The organism is Streptomyces sp. CG 926 (assembly GCF_003148825.1).
Taxonomy (GTDB): domain Bacteria; phylum Actinomycetota; class Actinomycetes; order Streptomycetales; family Streptomycetaceae; genus Streptomyces.
Genome location: NZ_QGGZ01000017.1, coordinates 96,514 through 116,025, shown reverse-complemented (window position 1 = coordinate 116,025; position 19,512 = coordinate 96,514). Strand labels below are relative to the sequence as shown.

Annotated in this window: 15 protein-coding genes; 9 read left to right on the top strand and 6 right to left on the bottom strand. The window is 73.5% G+C overall.

Going from position 1 to position 19,512, the window contains the following annotated elements; translation table 11 throughout:
* Window positions 1-217 precede the first annotated feature (217 nt).
* A complete protein-coding gene (locus tag BCL76_RS34660) occupies window positions 218-1,063 on the bottom strand; it encodes a dienelactone hydrolase family protein (RefSeq protein ID WP_109783352.1) in 846 nt (281 codons plus the stop codon).
* A gap of 284 nt (window positions 1,064-1,347) precedes the next feature.
* On the opposite strand from BCL76_RS34660, the gene BCL76_RS34655 reads away from it, so the two are divergent.
* Window positions 1,348-3,240: an alkyl/aryl-sulfatase gene (locus tag BCL76_RS34655; protein WP_109783351.1), complete on the top strand. Its 1,893-nt coding sequence runs from the start codon at window positions 1,348-1,350 to the stop codon at window positions 3,238-3,240.
* A 29-nt stretch (window positions 3,241-3,269) separates the two neighbouring features.
* Window positions 3,270-3,935: an HAD family hydrolase gene (locus BCL76_RS34650; protein WP_109783350.1), complete on the top strand. Its 666-nt coding sequence runs from the start codon at window positions 3,270-3,272 to the stop codon at window positions 3,933-3,935.
* 3 nt (window positions 3,936-3,938) lie between these two features.
* On the opposite strand, the gene BCL76_RS34645 is transcribed toward BCL76_RS34650, so the two are convergent.
* From BCL76_RS34645 to BCL76_RS34635, 3 genes are all read right to left on the bottom strand, one after another.
* Window positions 3,939-4,673, bottom strand: a complete 735-nt coding sequence (locus BCL76_RS34645; RefSeq protein WP_109783349.1) for a hypothetical protein — start codon at window positions 4,671-4,673, stop codon at window positions 3,939-3,941.
* Window positions 4,674-4,805: 132 nt separating this feature from the next.
* Entirely contained in the window at window positions 4,806-5,633 is an 828-nt protein-coding gene (locus BCL76_RS34640; RefSeq protein ID WP_258310088.1) for an IclR family transcriptional regulator domain-containing protein, read from the bottom strand.
* Window positions 5,634-6,613: 980 nt separating this feature from the next.
* Window positions 6,614-7,192 (bottom strand): RNA polymerase sigma factor, encoded by a 579-nt coding sequence (locus BCL76_RS34635; RefSeq protein WP_109783348.1) that lies wholly within the window; start codon window positions 7,190-7,192, stop codon window positions 6,614-6,616.
* 625 nt (window positions 7,193-7,817) lie between these two features.
* Between BCL76_RS34635 and BCL76_RS34630 the strand changes: the two genes are divergently transcribed.
* Window positions 7,818-9,710 (top strand): hypothetical protein, encoded by a 1,893-nt coding sequence (locus BCL76_RS34630; RefSeq protein ID WP_109783347.1) that lies wholly within the window; start codon window positions 7,818-7,820, stop codon window positions 9,708-9,710.
* A gap of 64 nt (window positions 9,711-9,774) precedes the next feature.
* A complete protein-coding gene (locus BCL76_RS34625) occupies window positions 9,775-10,995 on the top strand; it encodes an FAD-dependent monooxygenase (protein WP_109783346.1) in 1,221 nt (406 codons plus the stop codon).
* Between the two features lie 147 nt (window positions 10,996-11,142).
* On the opposite strand, the gene BCL76_RS34620 is transcribed toward BCL76_RS34625, so the two are convergent.
* Complete coding sequence (locus tag BCL76_RS34620) at window positions 11,143-11,775, bottom strand: hypothetical protein (RefSeq protein WP_109783345.1); 633 nt, start codon at window positions 11,773-11,775, stop codon at window positions 11,143-11,145.
* 138 nt (window positions 11,776-11,913) lie between these two features.
* Between BCL76_RS34620 and BCL76_RS34615 the strand changes: the two genes are divergently transcribed.
* A complete protein-coding gene (locus BCL76_RS34615) occupies window positions 11,914-12,591 on the top strand; it encodes a response regulator transcription factor (RefSeq protein ID WP_109783344.1) in 678 nt (225 codons plus the stop codon).
* A 148-nt stretch (window positions 12,592-12,739) separates the two neighbouring features.
* The gene (locus BCL76_RS34610) at window positions 12,740-14,125 is read left to right on the top strand and encodes a sensor histidine kinase (RefSeq protein ID WP_109783385.1); all 1,386 of its coding nucleotides are present in this window, start codon (window positions 12,740-12,742) and stop codon (window positions 14,123-14,125) included.
* 66 nt (window positions 14,126-14,191) lie between these two features.
* Here BCL76_RS34610 and BCL76_RS34605 read toward each other — a convergent pair whose 3' ends face one another.
* Complete coding sequence (locus BCL76_RS34605) at window positions 14,192-15,073, bottom strand: thermonuclease family protein (RefSeq protein ID WP_309136878.1); 882 nt, start codon at window positions 15,071-15,073, stop codon at window positions 14,192-14,194.
* Window positions 15,074-15,753: 680 nt separating this feature from the next.
* On the opposite strand from BCL76_RS34605, the gene fusA reads away from it, so the two are divergent.
* The 3 genes from fusA (at window position 15,754) to BCL76_RS34590 (ending at window position 19,469) form a co-directional block, all read left to right on the top strand.
* A complete protein-coding gene (fusA, locus tag BCL76_RS34600) occupies window positions 15,754-17,829 on the top strand; it encodes an elongation factor G (RefSeq protein ID WP_109783342.1) in 2,076 nt (691 codons plus the stop codon).
* A gap of 116 nt (window positions 17,830-17,945) precedes the next feature.
* Window positions 17,946-18,488 (top strand): FABP family protein, encoded by a 543-nt coding sequence (locus BCL76_RS34595; RefSeq protein WP_109783341.1) that lies wholly within the window; start codon window positions 17,946-17,948, stop codon window positions 18,486-18,488.
* Window positions 18,489-18,674: 186 nt separating this feature from the next.
* A complete protein-coding gene (locus tag BCL76_RS34590) occupies window positions 18,675-19,469 on the top strand; it encodes a polysaccharide deacetylase family protein (RefSeq protein WP_258310079.1) in 795 nt (264 codons plus the stop codon).
* Window positions 19,470-19,512 lie beyond the last annotated feature (43 nt).

The window sequence follows — 19,512 nt, the reverse complement described above, 5'->3', positions numbered from 1 at the left end:
CACCTCCGGCAGCATGAGGGGGTGGCGGACATAGCGGACGTACATCGGAAGATCAGCTCGGGAAGCCGCGCGGGCACACGGCGAGCGGTTCGCCTCCGTCCGACCCGTCACCCCCGAACGGGACCGAGGAGGCAGGGTCGCGCGCTGCGGTCCCCGGTCCCGTCCGGTCCGGTCAGGTCGGCTCCGGTCAGGTCCGGTCAGGTCAGGTCCGGTCAGGTCAGACGGCGGGGGCGGGCCGTTCCCGTTCCCCCAGCAGCCGGGTGCGGAAGAGGTCGAGGACGGTGTCGAGCGCCTGCCGGGTGGGCTGCCCCGGTTCGTCGATGAGGTGTTCCGTCAGGACGGAGTGCGGCGCGAGGGCGCTCTGCGGATTCGCCGCGCTCCCGTCCAGCTCGACGGCGACGAAGGCGTCACCGAGTTCCCGGCGGAGGTGGGCGAACCGGTCGCCCGGGACGAGCCGGTCACCCCGGAAGCGCAGCCCGAGGACCTGGAGCCCCTCGCGCTCGCACCGCCCGCGGACGACCGCGAGGTCCTCGGGGCTGATGTCGATGGTGCCCGCACGGCTCGCGGTGCAGGCCAGCGGCAGTGACGGCTGGGACAGCACGGGGGCGACGAGGCGCGGGTCCGTGGCCATCGCCAGGGCGAATCCACCGGTCAGGCACATCCCGACGGCGCCGACCCCGGGACCGCCGCAGCGCTCGTGTTCGGCGGCTGCCAGGGCGCGCAGCCACCCCACGACGCGCGAACTGCGCCCCGTGGCCAGCAGGGTGAACTCACGGCTCACGCACACCTTCCACAGCGACGAGGCCATGTAGCGGCCGGCGCTCGGCAGGCCGACCGTGCCGGAATCCGCGTCACGGCCGGGTTCGCCGAAGAGCACCGGGAGTACGGCCGTACAGCCCGCCGCAGCGACCTGCTCGGCGAACGCGAGGACCTTGGGGGTGATGCCCGGGATCTCCGCCATGACGATCACCGCGGGGCCCGTGCCCCGGCGCAGGATCCGGCGGGTGGCGCCGTCGTGGGTGAACGTGCTCTTCTCGAACCCGCTCAGGTCGTGGTCTGCCACGCGCCTGGCCCCTTCCGACGGCTCTCTCCTGGACGAGGTCAAGTTACCGATAGGTAGAGCCTTCCGGTCAAGGCGCACGCACCACGTTTCGGTGCGGCCGCCGCGGACGGCGTCGGCGATCGCCGACCCGACCCGCGTTCACCCGGACGGCGGTGCGCGCCGGGCGGGCGGGGTACCACCGGGCGAAGGTGTGGAGAGCGGCCGCGCCCGCCGTGGGCCCTCGCCCGGTCCGGTCGAGGGCGGTCGGGGCCGGTCCAGGAGTACCGCCCGAGGAGGCTCACGCGATGGAGAACGGCCCCGGTCACGACGCCTCCCGAGCCGCTCACCGAGCAGCGCGCGACAGCGACGCCTTCGCCGACCGCGCCGACTTCGACGACGCCACGCGCGGCTTCGTCGCCGCCCTGGAGCCCTGCGTGATCACGGCCGAGGACGGGAACGTCGTGTGGGACGGCGACGCCTACGCCTTCCTCAACGGGGACCTCCCGGACACCGTCCATCCCAGCCTCTGGCGCCAGAGCCGCCTCGTCGCCCTCCAAGGCCTCTTCCGGGTCGTCGACGGCGTGTACCAGGTGCGCGGCCTGGACCTGTCGAACATGACCCTCGTCGAGGGCGAACGCGGCGTCGTCGTGATCGACCCGCTGATCAGCGAGGAGACGGCGGCCGCGGCCCTCGCCCTGTACCGGGCCCACCGTGGGGACCGGCCGGTCACCGGCGTGCTCTACACCCACAGCCACGCCGACCACTTCGGCGGCGTCAAGGGGGTCACCACCCAGGCCGAGGTCGACGCGGGCCGAGTCCCGGTACTGGCTCCCGAGGGCTTCCTGGAACACGCGGTCAGCGAGAACGTCTACGCCGGCACCGCGATGGCCCGCCGTGCGGGGTACATGTACGGGGCCGGCCTGCCCAAGGGCCCGCGCGGCCAGGTCGGCGCGGGCCTGGGCCAGACCACCTCGACCGGCCGGGTGACGCTGATCCCGCCGACCGTCGACATCACCCGTACCGGTCAGGAGGAGACCGTCGACGGCGTGCGCATGGTCTTCCAGCTCACCCCGGGCACCGAGGCTCCGGCCGAGTTCAACCTGCTGCTGCCCGACCACCGGGCGCTGTGCATGGCCGAGAACGCCACCCACACCCTCCACAACCTGCTGACCCTCCGCGGCGCCCTGGTACGCGACCCGCACGCCTGGGCCACGTACCTCACCGAGTCCATCGCCCTGTTCGGCGACGAGTGCGACGTCGTCTTCGCCTCCCATCACTGGCCCACGTGGGGCCGTGAGCGGGCCATGTCGTACCTGACGCAGCAGCGAGACCTGTACGCCTACCTCCACGACCAGACGGTGCGGCTGCTCAACCAGGGGTGGACGGGGGCCGAGATCGCCGAGTCGCTGCGCATGCCGCCGGCGCTGGAGGCCGCCTGGCACACCCACGGCTACTACGGATCGGTCAGCCACAACGTCAAGGCCGTCTACCAGCGGTACATGGGCTGGTTCGAAGGGAACCCGGCGCTCCTGTGGCAACACCCGCCGGTGGCGGCGGCCCGCCGGTACGTCGAGTTCATGGGCGGTGCGGAGGAGGTCCTGCGCCGTGCCCGGTCCTCCTTCGAACAGGGCGACTTCCGCTGGGTGGCCCAGGTGGTCGACCACGTCGTCTTCGCCGACCCCTCGAACGCGCGGGCCCGGGAGTTGCAGGCCGACGCCCTGGAGCAGCTCGGCTACGGCGCCGAGAACGGCACCTGGCGCAACTTCTACCTCACCGGCGCCCAGGAACTGCGCGGCGAGCATGTCGGGACCCCGGCCACCGTCGCCTCCCCGGACGTGCTGGCCGCCCTGAGCCTGGACCAGCTCGTGGACTCCCTCGCCGTACGGATCGACGGGCCGCGGGCCTGGCACGCGGACGTCGCCGTCCGGTTCGTGCTGCCCGACTCGGACCCGCTGACGCTGCGGCTGGGCAACGGCGTACTGACCGGAGTCCGTGGGGACAACCCCGCGGCCGGTCGGCCGCACGCCGTCCTCGTGCTCGGCGAACCGCTGTTGCGCGGGCTCCTGCTCGGCGCCCTGCCGCCGGCCGACCTCCTACGGCGCGAGGACGTGGCCCTCGACGGCGATCCGGCGGTCGTCGCCGAACTCTTCGCCTACCTCGACTCCCCCGACCCGGACTTCCCCATCGTCACCCCCTGACGCCCCGGGTCGGCCTCTATGCTGCGGGAATGATCAAGCCGATTGAACTGGTGATATTCGACTGCGACGGGGTGCTCGTCGATACCGAACGCATCGCGCTGCCCCTCCAGGTCGCGTTGGGGGCGGAGCTGGGCTGGCCGCTCACCGAGGACGAGGTCCTGGAGCGCTTCGTCGGGCGCTCCAGCGCCTCCATCCACGAGGACATCGCGCTCCGGGTCGGGGACGAGACGGCCGGCGTCTGGCGGGAGCTCTTCGAGCAGCGGCACCGCGAGGCGGTGGACGCCGGGTTGTCCGCCGTCGAGGGGCTGCCCGAGGCGCTCGCCGCGATCACCCTGCCGACCTGCGTCGCCTCCAGCGGCTCGCACGAGAAGATGCGTCACACCCTCGGCCGCACCGGCCTCTACGGGCACTTCGAGGGCCGCATCTACAGCGCCACCGAGGTCCGCCGCGGCAAGCCGGCCCCGGACCTGTTCCTGTACGCCGCGCAGCGGATGGGCGTCGACCCGGCGGCGTGCGTGGTGGTCGAGGACAGCCGCCCCGGTGTCGAGGCCGCCCGCGCCGCCGGCATGCGGGCCTTCGGCTACGCGGGTGGACCGACCCGGGCGGAACGGCTCGAGGGCGCCGGCACCGTCGTCTTCCACGACATGCGCGACCTGCCCGGCCTCATCGCCGCGGGCACGGCGAGCACTTCGTAGGCGTCAGGCGAGCGCGTTCTGGGCCAAGGCGGTCATGACGGCCAGGGTCTTGGTCTCGCCGAATGGCGGCGGGGTGATGTCGCGTTCCCGCAGGGCCTGTTCGAGCCGTGCCTGGATCTCGGCGGCGTCGGCGATGTCCGACCGCACCGAGACCTCCAGGAAGCGCAGGCCGTCGTCGGTGCGCCATTCCTCGATCGCCACGCTGCCGGGCAGCTCGTCCCAGTCCTGCTTCCACTTCACGGCGCGTACGGGGCCGAGCGCCGTCAGGTCGGCGAGGTCGGCCTCGGTCAGCCCGGCCGCGTCCAGGAGGTCCCGCTGCTGCTCGACGAGCCGCAGTTCGGGCGGGCCGCCCTCGGCCTCCAGCGAGGCCGACAGGACCGGCGTGAACGCCGGGCCGGTCCGGTCCTCCTCGATCCTGAACTCCCAGTCCGCGCCCTCCCTCGCCTGCCGCCAGGGCACGGGCAGCACCGGACAAGGACGCAGTTTGACGGTCAGGTCGGTGTCCCGCTCGGCTGCGTGTCCCTCGTCGTCCCGGCGCAGGCGCAGGATGACGCCGCGCTCCAGCAGGGGCAGGGTCACCGTGCCGTCCGCCGCCCGCCGCGGCCCGTCCCAGAAATGGATGGCGCGCCGGTGCCCCTCGTCCCGGTCGAGATCCAGCGCGTCGAAGGCGGCCTTCGCCTCGACCCCGGCGAAGCTGATCTTGATTTCGGCGGCCGTGGCCGTCGGGAACTCCGGCATGGTGCCGTTATCCCACGCGGGGCGCGGGCCCGCATCCCGCGCGGCGCGCGTCCGTGGGTGGCGAAGGGGCCCACCGCACCCGGGTGCGGTGGGCCCCTCCCCTGCGTGACCTCGCCGGGTCCTGTACGAGTCCTAGGCGGTCGGCGACAGGATGGTGTCCTCCGGCCGACGGACCGTGGACGGGGTGCTGCCGGCGACGATCAGGGCCAGTAAGACCGCGGCCGCCTCGCTCTGCAGGATCCGGGCGGCCTGCTTCAGCCGACCGGGGTCGGGGACCGGGATGGACAGGGCCACGCATTCCGCGTTGGGGCCCGCGGTGATCGGGACCGCCGCGCACACCGTGCCGATGGCGTACTCCTGCAGGTCGAGGAGCGGAGCGTTCGGCGGGCGGTCGTCGAGCTGGTGGAAGAGGTCCTGCTGGCCGGTGAGGGTGTGGGGGGTGAACCGGGTGAGTCGGTGGCGGGCGAGGTGGTCCTTCCGGTCGTCGTAGTCGAGTTGGGTGAGGAGCGCCTTGCCCACGGCCGAGGCGTGGGCGGCGACCCGGAAGTCGACCCACTCCTCGACCACGGGTGCGGCTGGGCCGTCGACGTACTGGGTGATGGCGACCTCGCCGTCGGTGTAGCGGGCGACGTAGACGGCGGCGCCGACGGCGTCCCGCACCCAGGCGAGGGTCTCGCGCAGGTGTCCGCGCCCTTCTCCGGTCGCCGATTCGGGTAGCAGAAGGGCGTTGCCGGCGACGTACGCGTCCGGTCCGATCGGGGTGGCGAGGTTGGCGCGGATCAGCTGCTCCGTGGCCCGGGCGAGGACCAGTTGCGGCAGCGCCGTCTCCCGGGCGATCTGGGTCAGGTTGACGCCCCCCGAATATCGGTTGACGACTTCCAGCACGCGCAGTGCCTGGTGGACGGATTCCAACGGGGCCGGCGCCGGGCGGCCTTCGGGGGTCTTCCGGGCGGCGTGGATCAGGTGCGGCTGTTTCAGTGCTTCGAGGGCCCAGGCGTTCGCCTGGTCCGTCAGGTGCAGGGGGTTGAGGCGGGCGTGCTGGGCGACGGCGACCGCCACCTGGGGGCCGGGGGTGACGATCTCCCCCAGGTCGGGGTGCTCCTTGCGGGGGCGTGCCAGGAGCGCCTGGCGCAGCCGTACGGGGAGCCGGCACGGGGGCCGACCGGCGCCTCCGGGTCCGGTGGTGAGGGCGGTGAGGTCCTGGGTGGTGATGGGTGGGGTGGTCCAGATGACCGAGGCTCCGAGGGCCTCTTCCAGGTGTTCGGGGAGTTGGGGCAGGGGCGGGTGATGCTCTTCCGGGGGCAAGGTCCGGGCCTGGTGCTTCCAGTGGCGGGCGGTCACGACCTCGGCGCGGGCGAGGTGGAGGAGGTAGAGGCAGTGGGCGGCGGTCCGTGAGCCCGCCCCGGCCGCGTACTGGAACCAGAACTGGGCGCCCTCCATCCGGTCGGCCAGGTGGAGCAGGCAGCCGAACAGCAGGGCCGAGTCGGCGCCGTGGGGCCAGGAGCCGACGTCGAGCGCGAGTTCGGCGAAGGCCCGGCTCTCCACGAGGCACCAGGCGAGGTCGTCCAGCCCCCGGGCGGCGCGCACGTGGCAGGCGGCGTCCAGGACGAGGTCGTCGGCGGCCGCCACGGGTGCGAAAGCGGACCCGAAGGACGACCCGAAAGAGGACCCGAACGGAGAGCCGAACGCGGGCCCGAAGGCGAAGGCGAAGGGGGATGTGGATGTGGATGTGGCCTGCCCCCGCGGTGGCGGGGTCGCGGCGCCGGGGGGGCCGGTCGTGCCGGTCGCCGAGCGGGCGCGGTCGGCGACGATCCGGCGGGCGATCCGACGACGGGCCGCGCCCTCGTCGTATCCGGCGTATTCCTCCGCGAGTACCGACGCGTCCGCAAGGGCCGCGTCCAGTTCGCACAGCGGCATGTCGCGGTGGCGGGGCATGTCGCTCACTGGTCCTTCTCCTCTCCGGGGATCCATTCCACCCCGAGCTTGCGGGACAGGGTTCGGCGTGCGCCGCGGATGTGCGAGCGGACCGTCGCGGGGGTGATCCCCATCATCCGGGCGACCGTGTCGGAGTCGTTGCCCAGCAGGAAGGCCAGCAGCACCACGTCGTACTGCCGCTCGGACAGTCCCGCGATCGCCGCGTACAGCCCGAGCTTCGACTCCAGCAGTTCCAGCCGTTCTCTGGAGGAACGGCGCAGGGCTGCGAACCAGGCCGTCTCCACCATGGCCACCTGCCGGCCCAGGGCCGCCAGCCGTCTTGCGACGTGCTCGCGCAGCACCGCCCAGGCGAAGCCGTGGAGGCTCGCCTCCTTCAGGGCCTGGCGCCACACCTTCAGCAGGAAGGTGAACACGTCGTCGACGACTTCCTCGGCGTCCTTGGGGTTTCCCAGCTGCAGGTGGGCGTAGCGCAGGTAGGCACGGTGCTGCTGGGAGTGGAAAGCGGTGAAGTCCACCGGTAGGACGCCGGCCAGTTCGCTGGAGACCGCCTGGTCCCCCGATGGATCGAATTCGCCTTCGCTCATACGCTCCCCCCCAGCTGTTCGTCGCCGCACGCGGGGGCGGCGGGGACCTCATGGTGGCGGGCGCGGGGAGCGGCACGGCGGCCGGCGGATGGTCCGCCGGTTCCCGTCCGTACCCCCGCACCCGGTAGGCGCATGGGCGCCCTGAACACATCGATGACGAGAGGACGGACAGTGATCACTAACAGCGCGAGGGCGGCCGTCTCGGCAACATTCACGTCGGCGCGGAACCTTTCAAGTGGATCATGAGCAACGGCGGCGTGCCTACCCCCGAACCGGCAGCCGTGGAGCACCAGGCGCTCCCATCACCACCCCATCGGAAAGCCGGCCCGATCGTGCAAGGCGGTCCCTGAAATTCTTTCGGAGCAAGCGCATCCGCACAGTCGCGCGCCCCGGTCCGCCCGCGCGCGCCCCGGCGTGCCCGCCGAGCGCCGCTTCCGCCGGCATGCGCCCGAACGGGCCCACTCCGCTGTTTCTGTCACACGATCGGATGTCGCTGCGGCCCGATCCGGTGGGACACGTCCCGACTCCCCTCCTCCCGGTGCCGGATGCCTGCAAGGTGGGTCCAGCTTTCGGCGCCCCGGCCCCTGGGCCCCGCGCGCCCGTCGAGGAGGAAGGGGCTGTACAGATGGCGTTCGCGAGGACCTTGCTGCCCGGCGTGCTCTGCCTGGCACTGACCGGTGCGCCCGCCGCGCTCCCGCACGCGGCGGCGGCCGTGCCCTACGACGGCCAGGCCGACCACGAGAGCGCGCTGTTCGGCCTGAAGGCGACGAACAACGCGGCGGCCCAGGAGTTCACGGTGGACAGCACCCGGCTCTCCCGGGTGAGCGTCTGGCTGGGCAGCGGGGCGGCGACGGGAACCGTGACCGCGCAGGTCCGCCGGGACCGCGCGGACGCGGGGTCGGTGATCGCCTCGACGACCCTGGACCTCGCGGCGCTCGGCGGCGCCGGCGCCGGCTGGGTCGAATTCCCGCTGAGCGCCGCCGTCACGGCGGGCGACACCTACTACCTGCACCTCCAGGCGAGCACCACGGAGAGCGGGCCGATCGCCTGGTACGGCACCACGCGCGCGGTGCCCGGCTCGTCGACCAGCTGGAACTACGACAGGGCGTACTGGGGTGGCTGGCACGCGTACACCTCCCGGCTCGCCTTCCACATCGATCCCACCGGCAGCGAGCGCTGCGGCGAGACCGAGCCCTGCTACGTACCGACCTCGGCCCTCGCCGCCCGGACATCGGGGTTGCTGACCAACCGGGTCGCCACCGAGGCCGTCCTGCCCTCCTTCGCCGTGGGCGCCTCCTACGTCGAGGGGAGCAACGTGCTGCGCCTGCCCTCCGGCCGGTGGCGGTACCTGCCCGACGGGGCCTCGGCGTCGACGGTGGTCGAGGCGGACGACCCGGGCGCGCTGGCGCAGGTCGAGGAGAGCCGCGCGTGGCTGGCGGCGGGCAGGGTGCCGGGGGCCACAGCCGCGCAGCGGGAAGCGTCGCGGCGCGCCCTGCTGTCGATGCGGGCGCTGCTGAAGCCCAACGGGGCCTTCGCGGCGGCGTGGGCGCCGGCGTGGGAGTACTCCTGGCCCCGCGACGGGGCGTTCGCGGCGGCCGCCTTCGCCGCCACCGGGCACGACGAGGAGGCGTACCGGATCCTGGGCTACGACGCGCTCACCCAACGGGCCGACGGGACCTGGGAGGCCCGTACCGAGCTGGACGGCAGCGGGCCGCCGGACGCGCGGAAGTGGCAGCTGGACGGCAACGGCTGGGTGCCCTGGGCGACTTGGCAGTGGTACCAGGCGGCGCCGGCCGACGGAAGGGACGAGCGGCTGCGCGCGCTCTACCCGATGGTGCGCGAGGCGGCCGACCACGCCGCTCGCTCCCTGGGCCCGGACGGGCTGCCTCCGGCGTCCCCGGACTACTGGGAACTGGACACGACGACGGCCAACATCGGGACCGCGGCTCCCCTGCTGGCCGGGCTCAACGCGGCGGCCGACCTGGCCGCGCGGCTGGGGACGACCGCGGACGCGGAGCGCTGGGGGGAGGCGGCCCGGCGGCTGTCCGCGGCGATCGCCACCTCCTTCGCCCCGTTGGGGTACCAGCGGACCGTCGACGGCGAGCACGGCCGCGACAGCGCGGTGGCGTTCATGGCGCCCCCGTTCAACGCCGCCCCGGCCGGTCTCGGCGAGGCGCTGGACTCCACCTACCGGGCGCTGCTGCTCCCGAACGGCGGCGTATCGCCCGGCAACGACCCCTCCTTCAGCTGGGGTTCGTACGCGTGGACGGCCAGCACCTCCTTCTTCGCGCTCGCCTGGGCCGGTACGGGTGAGCCGGCGAAGGCGGGCCGGGTGCTGGACTGGGTGCTGTCGAAGCGGAACGGGCTGGGCGAGCTCCCCGAAACGGTGAACGGGGCCGGCCTGCCGTCCGCCGTCGCGCCCCTGGGCTGGACGGACTCGTTGGTCGTACTGACCGCGCTGGCCCTCCAGGGTTCCGCGCAGCCCACTCCGCCGGCGGCACGGTCTTCAGCGGGGTGACCCCGGCCCGGTGCGGGGCGGGGCGGGGCGGGGCGGTGAAGTGCATCGACAGGAGGCGGGTCCTATGCGGGGCGGAACGATCGCGGTGGTCGGCGGGAGCATCGCGGGCTGCGCCGTCGCCACGGCGGCGGCACGGGCGGGCGCCGGTGAAGTGGTGGTACTGGAGCGTACGGGCGGGCGGCTGCAGGACCGCGGCGTCGGGCTGTGCATCCACGACGAGCGGGCGGCCGAGCTCGGCGCGAGCGGCGCGCTGCCCGAGGGGATCGCGGCACACCGACTGGAGCGGCGCCGTTGGGTGGTGCGCGACGATGCCCACGGGGCGGGCGGTCGGGTGATCTGGGAGCAACCCTTCCCCTTCTACTCCTACCACTGGGGCCTGCTCTGGCGAGGCCTTCGGGAGTCCGTTCCCGACTCGGTGGTCTACCGGCAGGGGGCGGCGGTGACGGGGGTCGCGGAAACCGGGGCCGCCGGCGTCGAGCTGCGGCTCGCGGGTGGGTCCGTCGAGCGGTACGACCTGGTCGTCGGAGCCGACGGGTACCGGTCGGTGGTACGCGCGGCGCTCTGTCCGGACACCCGGCCGCAGTACGCCGGTTACGTGTGCTGGCGCGGCAACGTCGACGCGGCGCGGCTCGCGGAGCTCGGCGGCCTCGCGGACTCGGCTCCGGAGGCGGTGACCACGGTCTGCTTCCCGGGCGGTTCCTGTGTCATCTACCGGATTCCCGGGCCGACCGGACCCCGGGTGAACTGGGTGCTCTACGCGTCTGCGCCGCAGGACGGGCAGCTGCGCCAGGGCGATCCGACGAGTTTCCCGCCGGGCGGCCTCACTCCCGAGCTGGCCGAGCATCTGGCGGCGTTGCTCGATCGCGAGTTCCCGCCGTACTGGGGGCGGGCGCTCGCGCTGACCGGGCCGGCGGACACCTTCGTCCAGCCGATCTACGACGTGGAGGCCACGCGCACCGCGGGCGACCGGCTGCTGCTCGCGGGGGACGCGGCGAGCGTCGTACGCCCGCACAACACGAGCGGCGCCGCGAAGGCCCTCCAGGACGCCACCGCCCTCGCCGACGGCTGGCGCAGCAGCGGTTCCTTCGAGGAACTGCTGCGCGGCTACGAGGAGACCCGTGGCGCCGCCGGACGGGAGTTGGTCGCGCTGGCCCGCCGGCTGGGCCACGCCCAGGTCGAGCGGACCCCGGCCTGGGCGGGCATGGACAGCGACGCGATGGAGGCCTGGTGGCGGGGCCAACTCGGCGGGGCCCCCGGTATCGGGGGCCGCGCCATGACCTCGTAGGGCCAGGACCCGGAGTCCCTCGGACCGTGAGCCCCTCGGACGCTGGGCGCCTCGGACGCTGAGTCCCTCGGACGCTGGGCGCCTCGGACGCTGAGTCCCTCGGACCCTGGGCCCCTCGGATGCTGAGTGCCTCGGACCCTGAGCGCCTCAGCGGTCCTTGGTGGTGTTGCTGGTGATCGTCCCGTCGGTGCCGGACACGGTGACCGCGTGCCGGACCCCGTCCGAACCGATGACCACGGCCAGCCAGGCGCTGCCGCCGCCCTCCTGCGCGACCGCGCGCAGACCCGCCACCTTCCCGCCCGGTACGGCCGCGGCGGCCTTCTCGGCCGCCTCGCCGATGGCCAGGGAGGGGATGGGTGCGGGCGCCGGGGCCTCCTTGGCAAAGCCGCCTCGCCCCTCGGCGCCACCGGGACGGCCCGGCTCCCCCGGGGACTTGGAACCCGCGGGACGGCCGGGCCCGGCCTGCTCCCGGTCGTGCCGCGGCTCGGCGGCGTGCGGGCCGCCCCGCAGGCCGCCCTCGGGGCCCGGTCCGGCCCAGGCCATGTGCGGACCCCGCTCGACGCGCATGTGGCGGTCGTGGTGTCCGGCCGCGGCCACCGCCGCCACTCCGCCGACGACCACCACCGCGACGGCGCCCGCCGCCACCCAGCGGGCGCGCTTGCCGCCGGGGACGAGGCGGCCCAGGGCCGCGGACTTGCGGGACCCGGCCTCGGGGGCGGTCGCCGGTGTGGTCACGGCGGCGGTCTCGGGCTGCTCGGACGGCGGGACAGAATCAGACATACAGGCACTCCTCAGGACAACCGGGCGCGGTGCGGCGCGGCTCGTTCCCGAGCATGCTGAGCGGAACCTGAAGCCCCGCTGAAGCCACCTGAAGACCTCTTCAGCCAACCGCGGAGCGGTCCTGAGATCCTGTCCGACATGCGCGTACTGGTGGTGGAGGACGAACGGCGGCTCGCCGTGGCCCTGCAGCGAGGGCTGCAGTCGGAGGGGTTCTCGGTGGATGTGGCCCACGACGGGACCCAGGGTCTGTGGATGGCCACGGAGCACGACTACGACCTCATCGTGCTGGACATCATGCTGCCCGGACTGAACGGGTACCGGGTGTGCGCGAAGCTGCGCGCGGCCGGGAACGAGTCGGGGATCCTGATGCTCACGGCGAAGGACGGCGAGTACGACGAGGCGGAGGCCCTCGACACCGGCGCCGACGACTTCCTGTCCAAGCCGTTCTCCTACCTCGTCCTCGTCGCCCGACTGCGCGCGCTCGGCCGACGTACGGGCCGCCGACGACCGCAGGTGATGCGGTTCGGCGATCTGCTGCTCGACCCCGCCCGGCACTCCTGTTCACGTGGCGGCACGGAGATCCGGCTGACGGCGCGGGAGTTCGCGGTTCTGGAGTACCTGGCCCGACGCGCGGGCGAGGTCGTGCCCAAGCGGGACATATTGGAACAGGTCTGGGACAGCGCCTTCGACGGCGATCCCAACGTGGTCGAGGTCCATGTCAGCGCCGTCCGACGCAAGATCGACGCACCGTTCGGCCGCGCCGCGGTGGAGACCGTACGCGGAGCAGGTTATCGACTGGCGGCCGACGGTGGCTGAGGCCATGGCCGAACACCCCGGCCCGCGCGAGCGCGACCCGGACGGCGACGGCGAGCGCGAGGGTGACCGCGACCGGGAGAGTGACCTTGAGCGCGTGCGCGCCGCCCTGCGCGCGGTCCCGGGCGCGATCCTGCGCCGGTGGCCGGTGCTGCGGCGACTGTGGCCGACCACGGTACGGGCGCGGGCGACCGTCGGCGCCAGTGCGGTGGTCGCCGTGGCCTTGGCGCTCGCCTCGTTCGCCCTGCTCGGGCTGCTGGAGGCGAACCTGCTCCGCAACGCGGAGAACGACGCCCGGCGCCAGGCCGAGACGGTGGCGCAGCTCGCCGCCGCCGGGAAGCTGGGCCGCGCACGGCCGCCGGTCCGCGGCATCGACTTCGTGCAGGTGGTGGGCGCCGACGGGCGCGTCCTGTTCGCCAGCCCGAACCTGGCCGGGGTGCCCGCCTTCCCGCCGACCGTTCCCGGCGTTCCGGGAACCCGGTTCCACACGTGGCGGGTCCGCCCGCTGGACGGTGAGTACCGACAGCGGGTCGTGCAGGTCGTCACGGAGACCCCGGACGGCATGGCCACCGTCTACGCCGGCGCCTCCCTGCGGGACGCCGACGCGGCCGACGACACGACCACCGCCGCTCTCGTCATCGGCATGCCCCTGCTGCTGGCCACCGTCGCCCTCGTGACCTGGCGGGTCACCGGCCATGCGCTGCGGCCGGTGGAGGAGATCCGGGCGGAGGTCGCCGAGATCTCCGACCGCGGCCTGCACCGCCGGGTGCCGGTGCCCGCCACGCACGACGAGGTCGCCCGGCTGGCCGAGACCATGAACGCCACCCTCGACCGGCTGGAGGCCTCGGGGATCCGCCAGCAGCAGTTCATCGCCGACGCCTCCCACGAACTGCGCAGCCCCATCACGGTCCTGCGCACCCAGTTGGAGGTGGCGCTGGCCGTCCAGGACCCGGAGCTGTGGCCCGAGCTGATCTCGGGGGCCCTGGAGGACATCGAACGGCTCCAGCACCTCACGGCCGACCTGCTGCTGCTCGCCCGGATCGACGCGGCCCAGCCGGTGGTCGCGGCCCCGCTGGACCTGACCGGTCTCGTGCGCGAGGTGGTGGAGGGCCGACTCGGCGACCGGGTCCCCGTACGGCTGCGTCTGGAACCCGATGTCGAGGTCACCGCCGGCGCGCTGTGGCTCGGCCGCATCGTCACGAACCTCGTCGACAACGCACAGCGTTACGCCGATGGACGCGTGGACGTCACCCTGCGCACCACGAACGGCACGCGGCCTGGTACCGCGGTGCTGGAGGTGGTCGACGACGGTCCCGGTATCCCGGTCGCCGACCGGGAGCGGATCTTCGAACGCTTCACGCGCCTCGACGACTCGCGCAGCCGCGACCACGGCGGCGCCGGCCTGGGCCTCGCCATCGCCCGCGATCTGAGCACCCACCACGGCGGCACCCTGACGGCCGAGGGCGGCGCGGGCGGCGCGGGCGGCGCCGAGGGTGCGCGGCTGGTCCTGCGCCTGCCGACGACTCCCCGGCGCTGACGGGGCCGGGCCGGACGGGGGTTGCCGGCGTGGACCGGGCCGGTGGCCCCGGGCGCCGCGCCCCACTCACCCGTTGACGAACAGGAGGTCCTCGCTGGGGTGGGTCATCCGCAGGACCTGATCCTGCGAGATCTCGACCACCCGGTGCAGACCCATGAGCTCTTCGCCGTCCGGCAGGATGCGGAACTTGTCCCCGGCCCCGGCCAGGAAGGCGCGGAAACCCGCCAGTGAGCGATTCTCGGGGGCCGCGTCGAAGTAGTCCTTCAGCCGACGGAACAGCTTGGGGAGGATCACCACACCGGTGTCGTCCGTGATCGAGGAGATGCCGTCGATCTCGGCCCCTTCCACGGTCACGTCCTTCGCCCACAACCCCTTCGGCGGCGTGGCCTCCTTCGCCTCCACGGCGGCGGCCCTGAGCACCTCCCGCAGGTCCGCGGACAGGCCGTCGTAGAAGGTCGGGTAGGCCAGGCCGCTCTTGAGCAGGTGGTGATTGGCGGTCCGCTCCAGCCTCTCCTTGTCGACGTCGATCCGGTAGCCGCTGTAGGCGGGCGGGACACCGCGGCCGACCAGGGCCACACAGCGGCCGAACATGTCGGTGCCACTGGTGAGGATGTAGCCGGGCACCTTGTCGGGGACCGTGGTGACCGTCTCGTCGTCGTGCCGCTCGATGCTGGTGAAGCGGAGCCAGGTCAGCAGCGCGTCGGCGGCCTCGTGGGCGAACTTCCGCGGCTGGCGCCGCTCCGGCCCGTAGCTGCCGTTGGTGTAGTGGGTCTCCAGTGCGTCGATGCCCTCCAGGCGTACGGAGGCGCGTCCGTCCGCCTTGGGCAGGACCCCGGTGCACCCGGGCACGAGACGCCAGTCGGCCACGTCGTCCGGGATGAAGGGGATGGTGTCCCCGTCCGGTTTGGTTCCGCCGTTCACCCGGAACGACCCTCTGATCAGCAACATGGACACGACGACTCCCACGGACGCAACCGAGCGATTACTTTCAGTAGCAGTACATCACTCACCGTACACGCCCCGTCCGACATCTCGGCTCTCGACCGCCTGCGGAGCGCACACGGCTCACGGACATCACCCGCGCACACCGCCGCGTCGCCGCACCGCCGCCGGTGACGCGGCGTCAACTCCCGCCCCTTGGGGGCCCGGAAAACCCGGTGCCCCGGCCGCATGCGATCACTAGACTCGGCGTACGCGCTGCCGACAGGGCATCGCGCGCCTCATGCCGAGTGAAGAGAAGGGGAGCCGGGCCATGCGCACACACCGCACCGCCGCCTCCGCTCCCCCGACCCGGTACGACGTGATCCCGGTGTCTCGTAGCGCGCGGTGCCGGCTGCGCGGCCGTCACCGTATGCCCGTGACCCCCTTCTAGGGTTCCGTCCGTCCCCTCCTGCCTCCCGCACGCCGGTGAGCACTCCAGCGCGCCGGCGCGTGGGCCCGTACGTCCTCCTGCCGGACTCCTGCCCGACTCCTTCCGGACCGGGCGGCGACGCCGCTCCGCGCGGCGCCGCCGGACTCCGCACGCGGGACCGAGGACCGAGAACCAGGGGCCCGGGGACCCAGGACCGGAGCAGGTTTCCGGGAATCGCGCCGCCCTCTTCCTCAGCACACTCGAAAGGCCTCGGGCCATGCGCGCCAACAGGCAGCCCCGCACCACCTCTTCCCTCACCGCCGTCCGCAACCTGGGCATCCTCGCCCACGTCGACGCCGGCAAGACCACCATCACCGAACGGATCCTCTTCGCGACCGGTGCCATCCACAAGCGGGGCGAGGTGCATCACGGCACCACCGTCACCGACCACGACCCTCAGGAACGCGACCGCGGCATCACCATCTTCGCCGCGGCCGTGAGCTGCGCCTGGGGCGGCCATCGCGTCAACCTGATCGACACCCCGGGACACGTCGACTTCTCCGACGAGGTCGAGCGTTCCCTGCGGGTGCTGGACGGGGCGGTCGCGGTGTTCGACGCCGTCGCCGGGGTCGAACCGCAGAGCGAGACGGTGTGGCGGCAGGCCGACCGGCACGGTGTGCCGCGGATCGCGTTCGTCAACAAGCTGGACCGGGCGGGCGCCGACCTCGACACGGCCGTCGCCTCCATCCGCGGGCGCCTGGGCGTCGTACCCCTGGTGGTACAGCTGCCGATCGGGGCCGAGAACTCGTTCTCCGGCGTCGTCGACCTGCTGTCGATGCGCGCCCTGCACTGGCGGACCGGCGCCGACGGCTACCAGGTCGGACCGGTCCCCGAGCCCCTGCGCGAGGAAGCGGCCCGGCGTCGCCGACTCCTGGAGGAGACCGTGGCGGAGCTGCACGCGGACGCACTGGAGGAGTTCTGCTCGGCCTCCGCCCTGACGGAACGCACCCTGGTGCGGGCCCTGCGGGAGCTGACGCTGCGCGGCGACGGTGTCGTGGTGCTGTGCGGATCGGCGTACCGCAACCGCGGGATCGAGCCGCTGCTGGACGCGGTCCTCGCCTACCTGCCGTCGCCCGCCGACATGCCTCCGGTACGGGGCTTGGTGGAGGACGGCGTGGAGCAGGACCGCGCCCCCGACCCGGCGGAGCCGTTCACGGCCCTCGCCTTCAAGGTGACGGCCACGGCCACCGGGCGGCTCACCTACCTACGGGTCTACGCGGGCACCCTGCGCAAGGGCGCGACGGTACTGGACGCGGCCACGGGCCGTACGGAGCGGGTCGGCCGGATCCTGCGGGTCCAGGCCGACCGGCACGAGGAACGGGAGGAGGCGGTGGCCGGTGACATCGTCGCGGTGATCGGGCTGAAGGCCGCCCGGGCGGGCACGACCCTGTGCGCGCCGGGCGCCCCGCTGGTCCTCGAACCGCCGTCGGTGGCCGAACCGGTGGTGTCGGTAGCCGTCGAGGCCCGGTCGGGCGGCGACACGGGCCGGCTCTCGGCGGCGCTGGCCCGGCTCGCCGAGGAGGACCCGTCGCTGGTGGTGCGGTCCGACGCGGAGAGCGGCCAGACCGTGCTGTCGGGGATGGGCGAGCTGCATCTGGAGGTGGCGGTGGAGAAGATCCGCAGCGGCCACGGGGTGGAGGTCGTCGTCGGCCGGCCGCGGGTCTCCTACCGGGAGACCGTCGTACGCGGGGTCGACGGCCTCGTCCACCGGCACGTCAAACAGGACGGTGGCGCGGGCCAGTTCGCGCACGTCGTCCTCGACGTCGAGCCGCTGGAGGAACCGTGCTTCGAATTCCGGTCGACGGTCGTCGGCGGACGCGTACCGCAGGAGTACGCGCGCGCCGTGGAGGCCGGCTGCCGGGACGCGCTCACCGAGGGCCCGCTCGGCGGGTTCCCGGTGACGGGGCTACGGGTCACGCTCACCGACGGGGCGACCCACTCCAAGGACTCCTCGGAGATGGCGTTCCGCGCGGCGGGTCGATTCGGGCTGCGCGAGGCCCTGCGGCTGAGCACGATGGAGCTCCTGGAACCGCTCGTCGAGGTCACGGTGACGGTTCCGGAGGACGGTGTCGGTGGCGTTCTGGGTGATCTCGCCGCCCGCCGCGGCCGGGTCAGCGGGTCCACCGCCGAGGCGGGAACCGCGGTGATCACGGCGGCTGTACCGCTGGCCGAGCTGTTCGGCTACGCGTCCCGGCTGCGCGGCCGGACGCAGGGCCGGGGCACCTTCACCACCCGGCCGGCCGGTCTCGCACCGGTTCCGGCCTCGGTCGCGGCGGCCCTGCCCGCCCGGTGACGGCGGGTTGAACGCCCGCCCCGTCCCCGTTCGTCGGGGGCGGGGCGGGCTCGCCCGCGCCACCGGACACCCCTAAGCTGCGGATTCGGCGGTACTCGCAGACAGACAAGGTGACCATGTTCGAGCCGGTGCAGGACAATCCCTACCCCGACAGCCACGTCCTCGGTGAGGGCCCCGAGCCGCACCCGCAGCTTCGGCCCGTGCTGCACCTGCTGGGACGTTGGCACGGCCGGGGTCGGGGCGAGTACCCGACCCTCGAGCAGGACTTCCGCTACGAGCAGGAGATCACCTTCAGCCACGACGGCCGCCCCTTCCTGCGTTACGAGGCACGCGCGTGGCTCATCGACGCGTCCGGGGCGCCGGTGCGGCCAGCCGGCCGTGAGGCCGGGTGGTGGCGGTTGACTCCCGACGCCGGACTGGAGGTCGTGCTGGCCCACCCCACCGGCATCGTGGAGACGTACGTCGGGCGGGTGTCCGGTCCGGAGGTGGAGATCGAGACCAAGGACGTGGCGTTGACGCCGTTGGCCAAGGAGGTCACCGGCACGCGGCGGCACTACACGGTCGAGAACGGCGAGATGACGGTGGTGCACGACATGGCCGCCGTCGGACAGCCGCTGCAGCACCACCTCACGACGCACCTGCGACGGCGCCCGTCCTAGGCCGCCCCGTCCTGGACCGGGCGGGCGCGGGGGCCGGGCGGTCAGGGGCGGGCACGGCTGCTCCGGGCCGGGGGGAGATCACCCGGGTGCCCCGGCACGGCTGCGGGTGCCGCGGCCCGTGCCGACGCATAGTCGGTGGCAGGCCGGAGTCGACGGCCGCGACCGTGGGGAGTGACCGTGGTGGATGTGGAACGACGCTCCGCGCTGGCGGGCCTGCTGTGCGCGGGGTCGGCTGGGCTCGCCGGCTTCGCCTCCTCCTCCCCGGCCGCCGCGGCTGCGGCCGCGCCGGCGCCGGCGCGCCCCGCCCGGCCGGCCGCGGGTCCCCGCCCGCCGGCTTCGCTGCTGGGCGACGAGATCCGCCGGCTGCCCACCTCCCGCAAGGTGCTGGCTCTCACCTTCAACGCCGCCTGGGACGTGGACGGGATCGACACGGTGCTGGCCGAACTGCGCCGGCGGAGGCTGCCCGCCACCTTCTTCCCGACCGGCACGTTCGCCGAGGCCCGGCCCGCGGCCGTGCGCTCCATCGCCGACGCGGGGCACGGACTCGGCAACCACTCGTACAGCCACCCCTACTTCAGAAATCTGAGCACCACCGAGCGGGGCGACGAGGTACGCGCCGCCGACGAGGCCATCCGGGCGGCGGCCGGGACCGAGCCCTTGCCGTTCTTCCGTTTCCCCTACAGCGCCACCACCCCCGACGCCATCGCGGACGTCAACGACCTGGGCTACGCGGCGATCGAGTTCAGCGCCGACACGAACGGCTACCTCGGCCCGCAGGGCGGCATGAGCGTCGACAAGGCCGTCGAACGGGCCGTCGACGCCTTCGCGCCCGGGGCGATCATCCAGATGCACGTCGGCAGCAACGGCGCCGGTGTCGTCCTCGACGCCGAAGCCCTTCCCCTGATCGTCGACGCCGCCGTGGCCGACGGCTACGAGGTCGTCGACCTGCGCCAGTTCCTCGTAGCCTCGGCGCAGAGGTAGCTCCGGGTCCCCAACCCTTATGCAGGCGACGTCCGTTGCCCGG

Bases quoted from the DNA above. Each gene is read 5' to 3' on its own strand.
- fusA (WP_109783342.1), top strand. From the start codon at position 15,754: ATGCGCGCCAACAGGCAGCCCCGCACCACCTCTTCCCTCACCGCCGTC.
- BCL76_RS34655 (WP_109783351.1), top strand. From the start codon at position 1,348: ATGGAGAACGGCCCCGGTCACGACGCCTCCCGAGCCGCTCACCGAGCA.
- BCL76_RS34595 (WP_109783341.1), top strand. From the start codon at position 17,946: ATGTTCGAGCCGGTGCAGGACAATCCCTACCCCGACAGCCACGTCCTC.
- BCL76_RS34630 (WP_109783347.1), top strand. From the start codon at position 7,818: ATGGCGTTCGCGAGGACCTTGCTGCCCGGCGTGCTCTGCCTGGCACTG.
- BCL76_RS34650 (WP_109783350.1), top strand. From the start codon at position 3,270: ATGATCAAGCCGATTGAACTGGTGATATTCGACTGCGACGGGGTGCTC.
- BCL76_RS34645 (WP_109783349.1), bottom strand. From the start codon at position 4,673: ATGCCGGAGTTCCCGACGGCCACGGCCGCCGAAATCAAGATCAGCTTC.
- BCL76_RS34620 (WP_109783345.1), bottom strand. From the start codon at position 11,775: ATGTCTGATTCTGTCCCGCCGTCCGAGCAGCCCGAGACCGCCGCCGTG.
- BCL76_RS34635 (WP_109783348.1), bottom strand. From the start codon at position 7,192: ATGAGCGAAGGCGAATTCGATCCATCGGGGGACCAGGCGGTCTCCAGC.
- BCL76_RS34615 (WP_109783344.1), top strand. From the start codon at position 11,914: ATGCGCGTACTGGTGGTGGAGGACGAACGGCGGCTCGCCGTGGCCCTG.
- BCL76_RS34605 (WP_309136878.1), bottom strand. From the start codon at position 15,073: ATGTTGCTGATCAGAGGGTCGTTCCGGGTGAACGGCGGAACCAAACCG.
- BCL76_RS34625 (WP_109783346.1), top strand. From the start codon at position 9,775: ATGCGGGGCGGAACGATCGCGGTGGTCGGCGGGAGCATCGCGGGCTGC.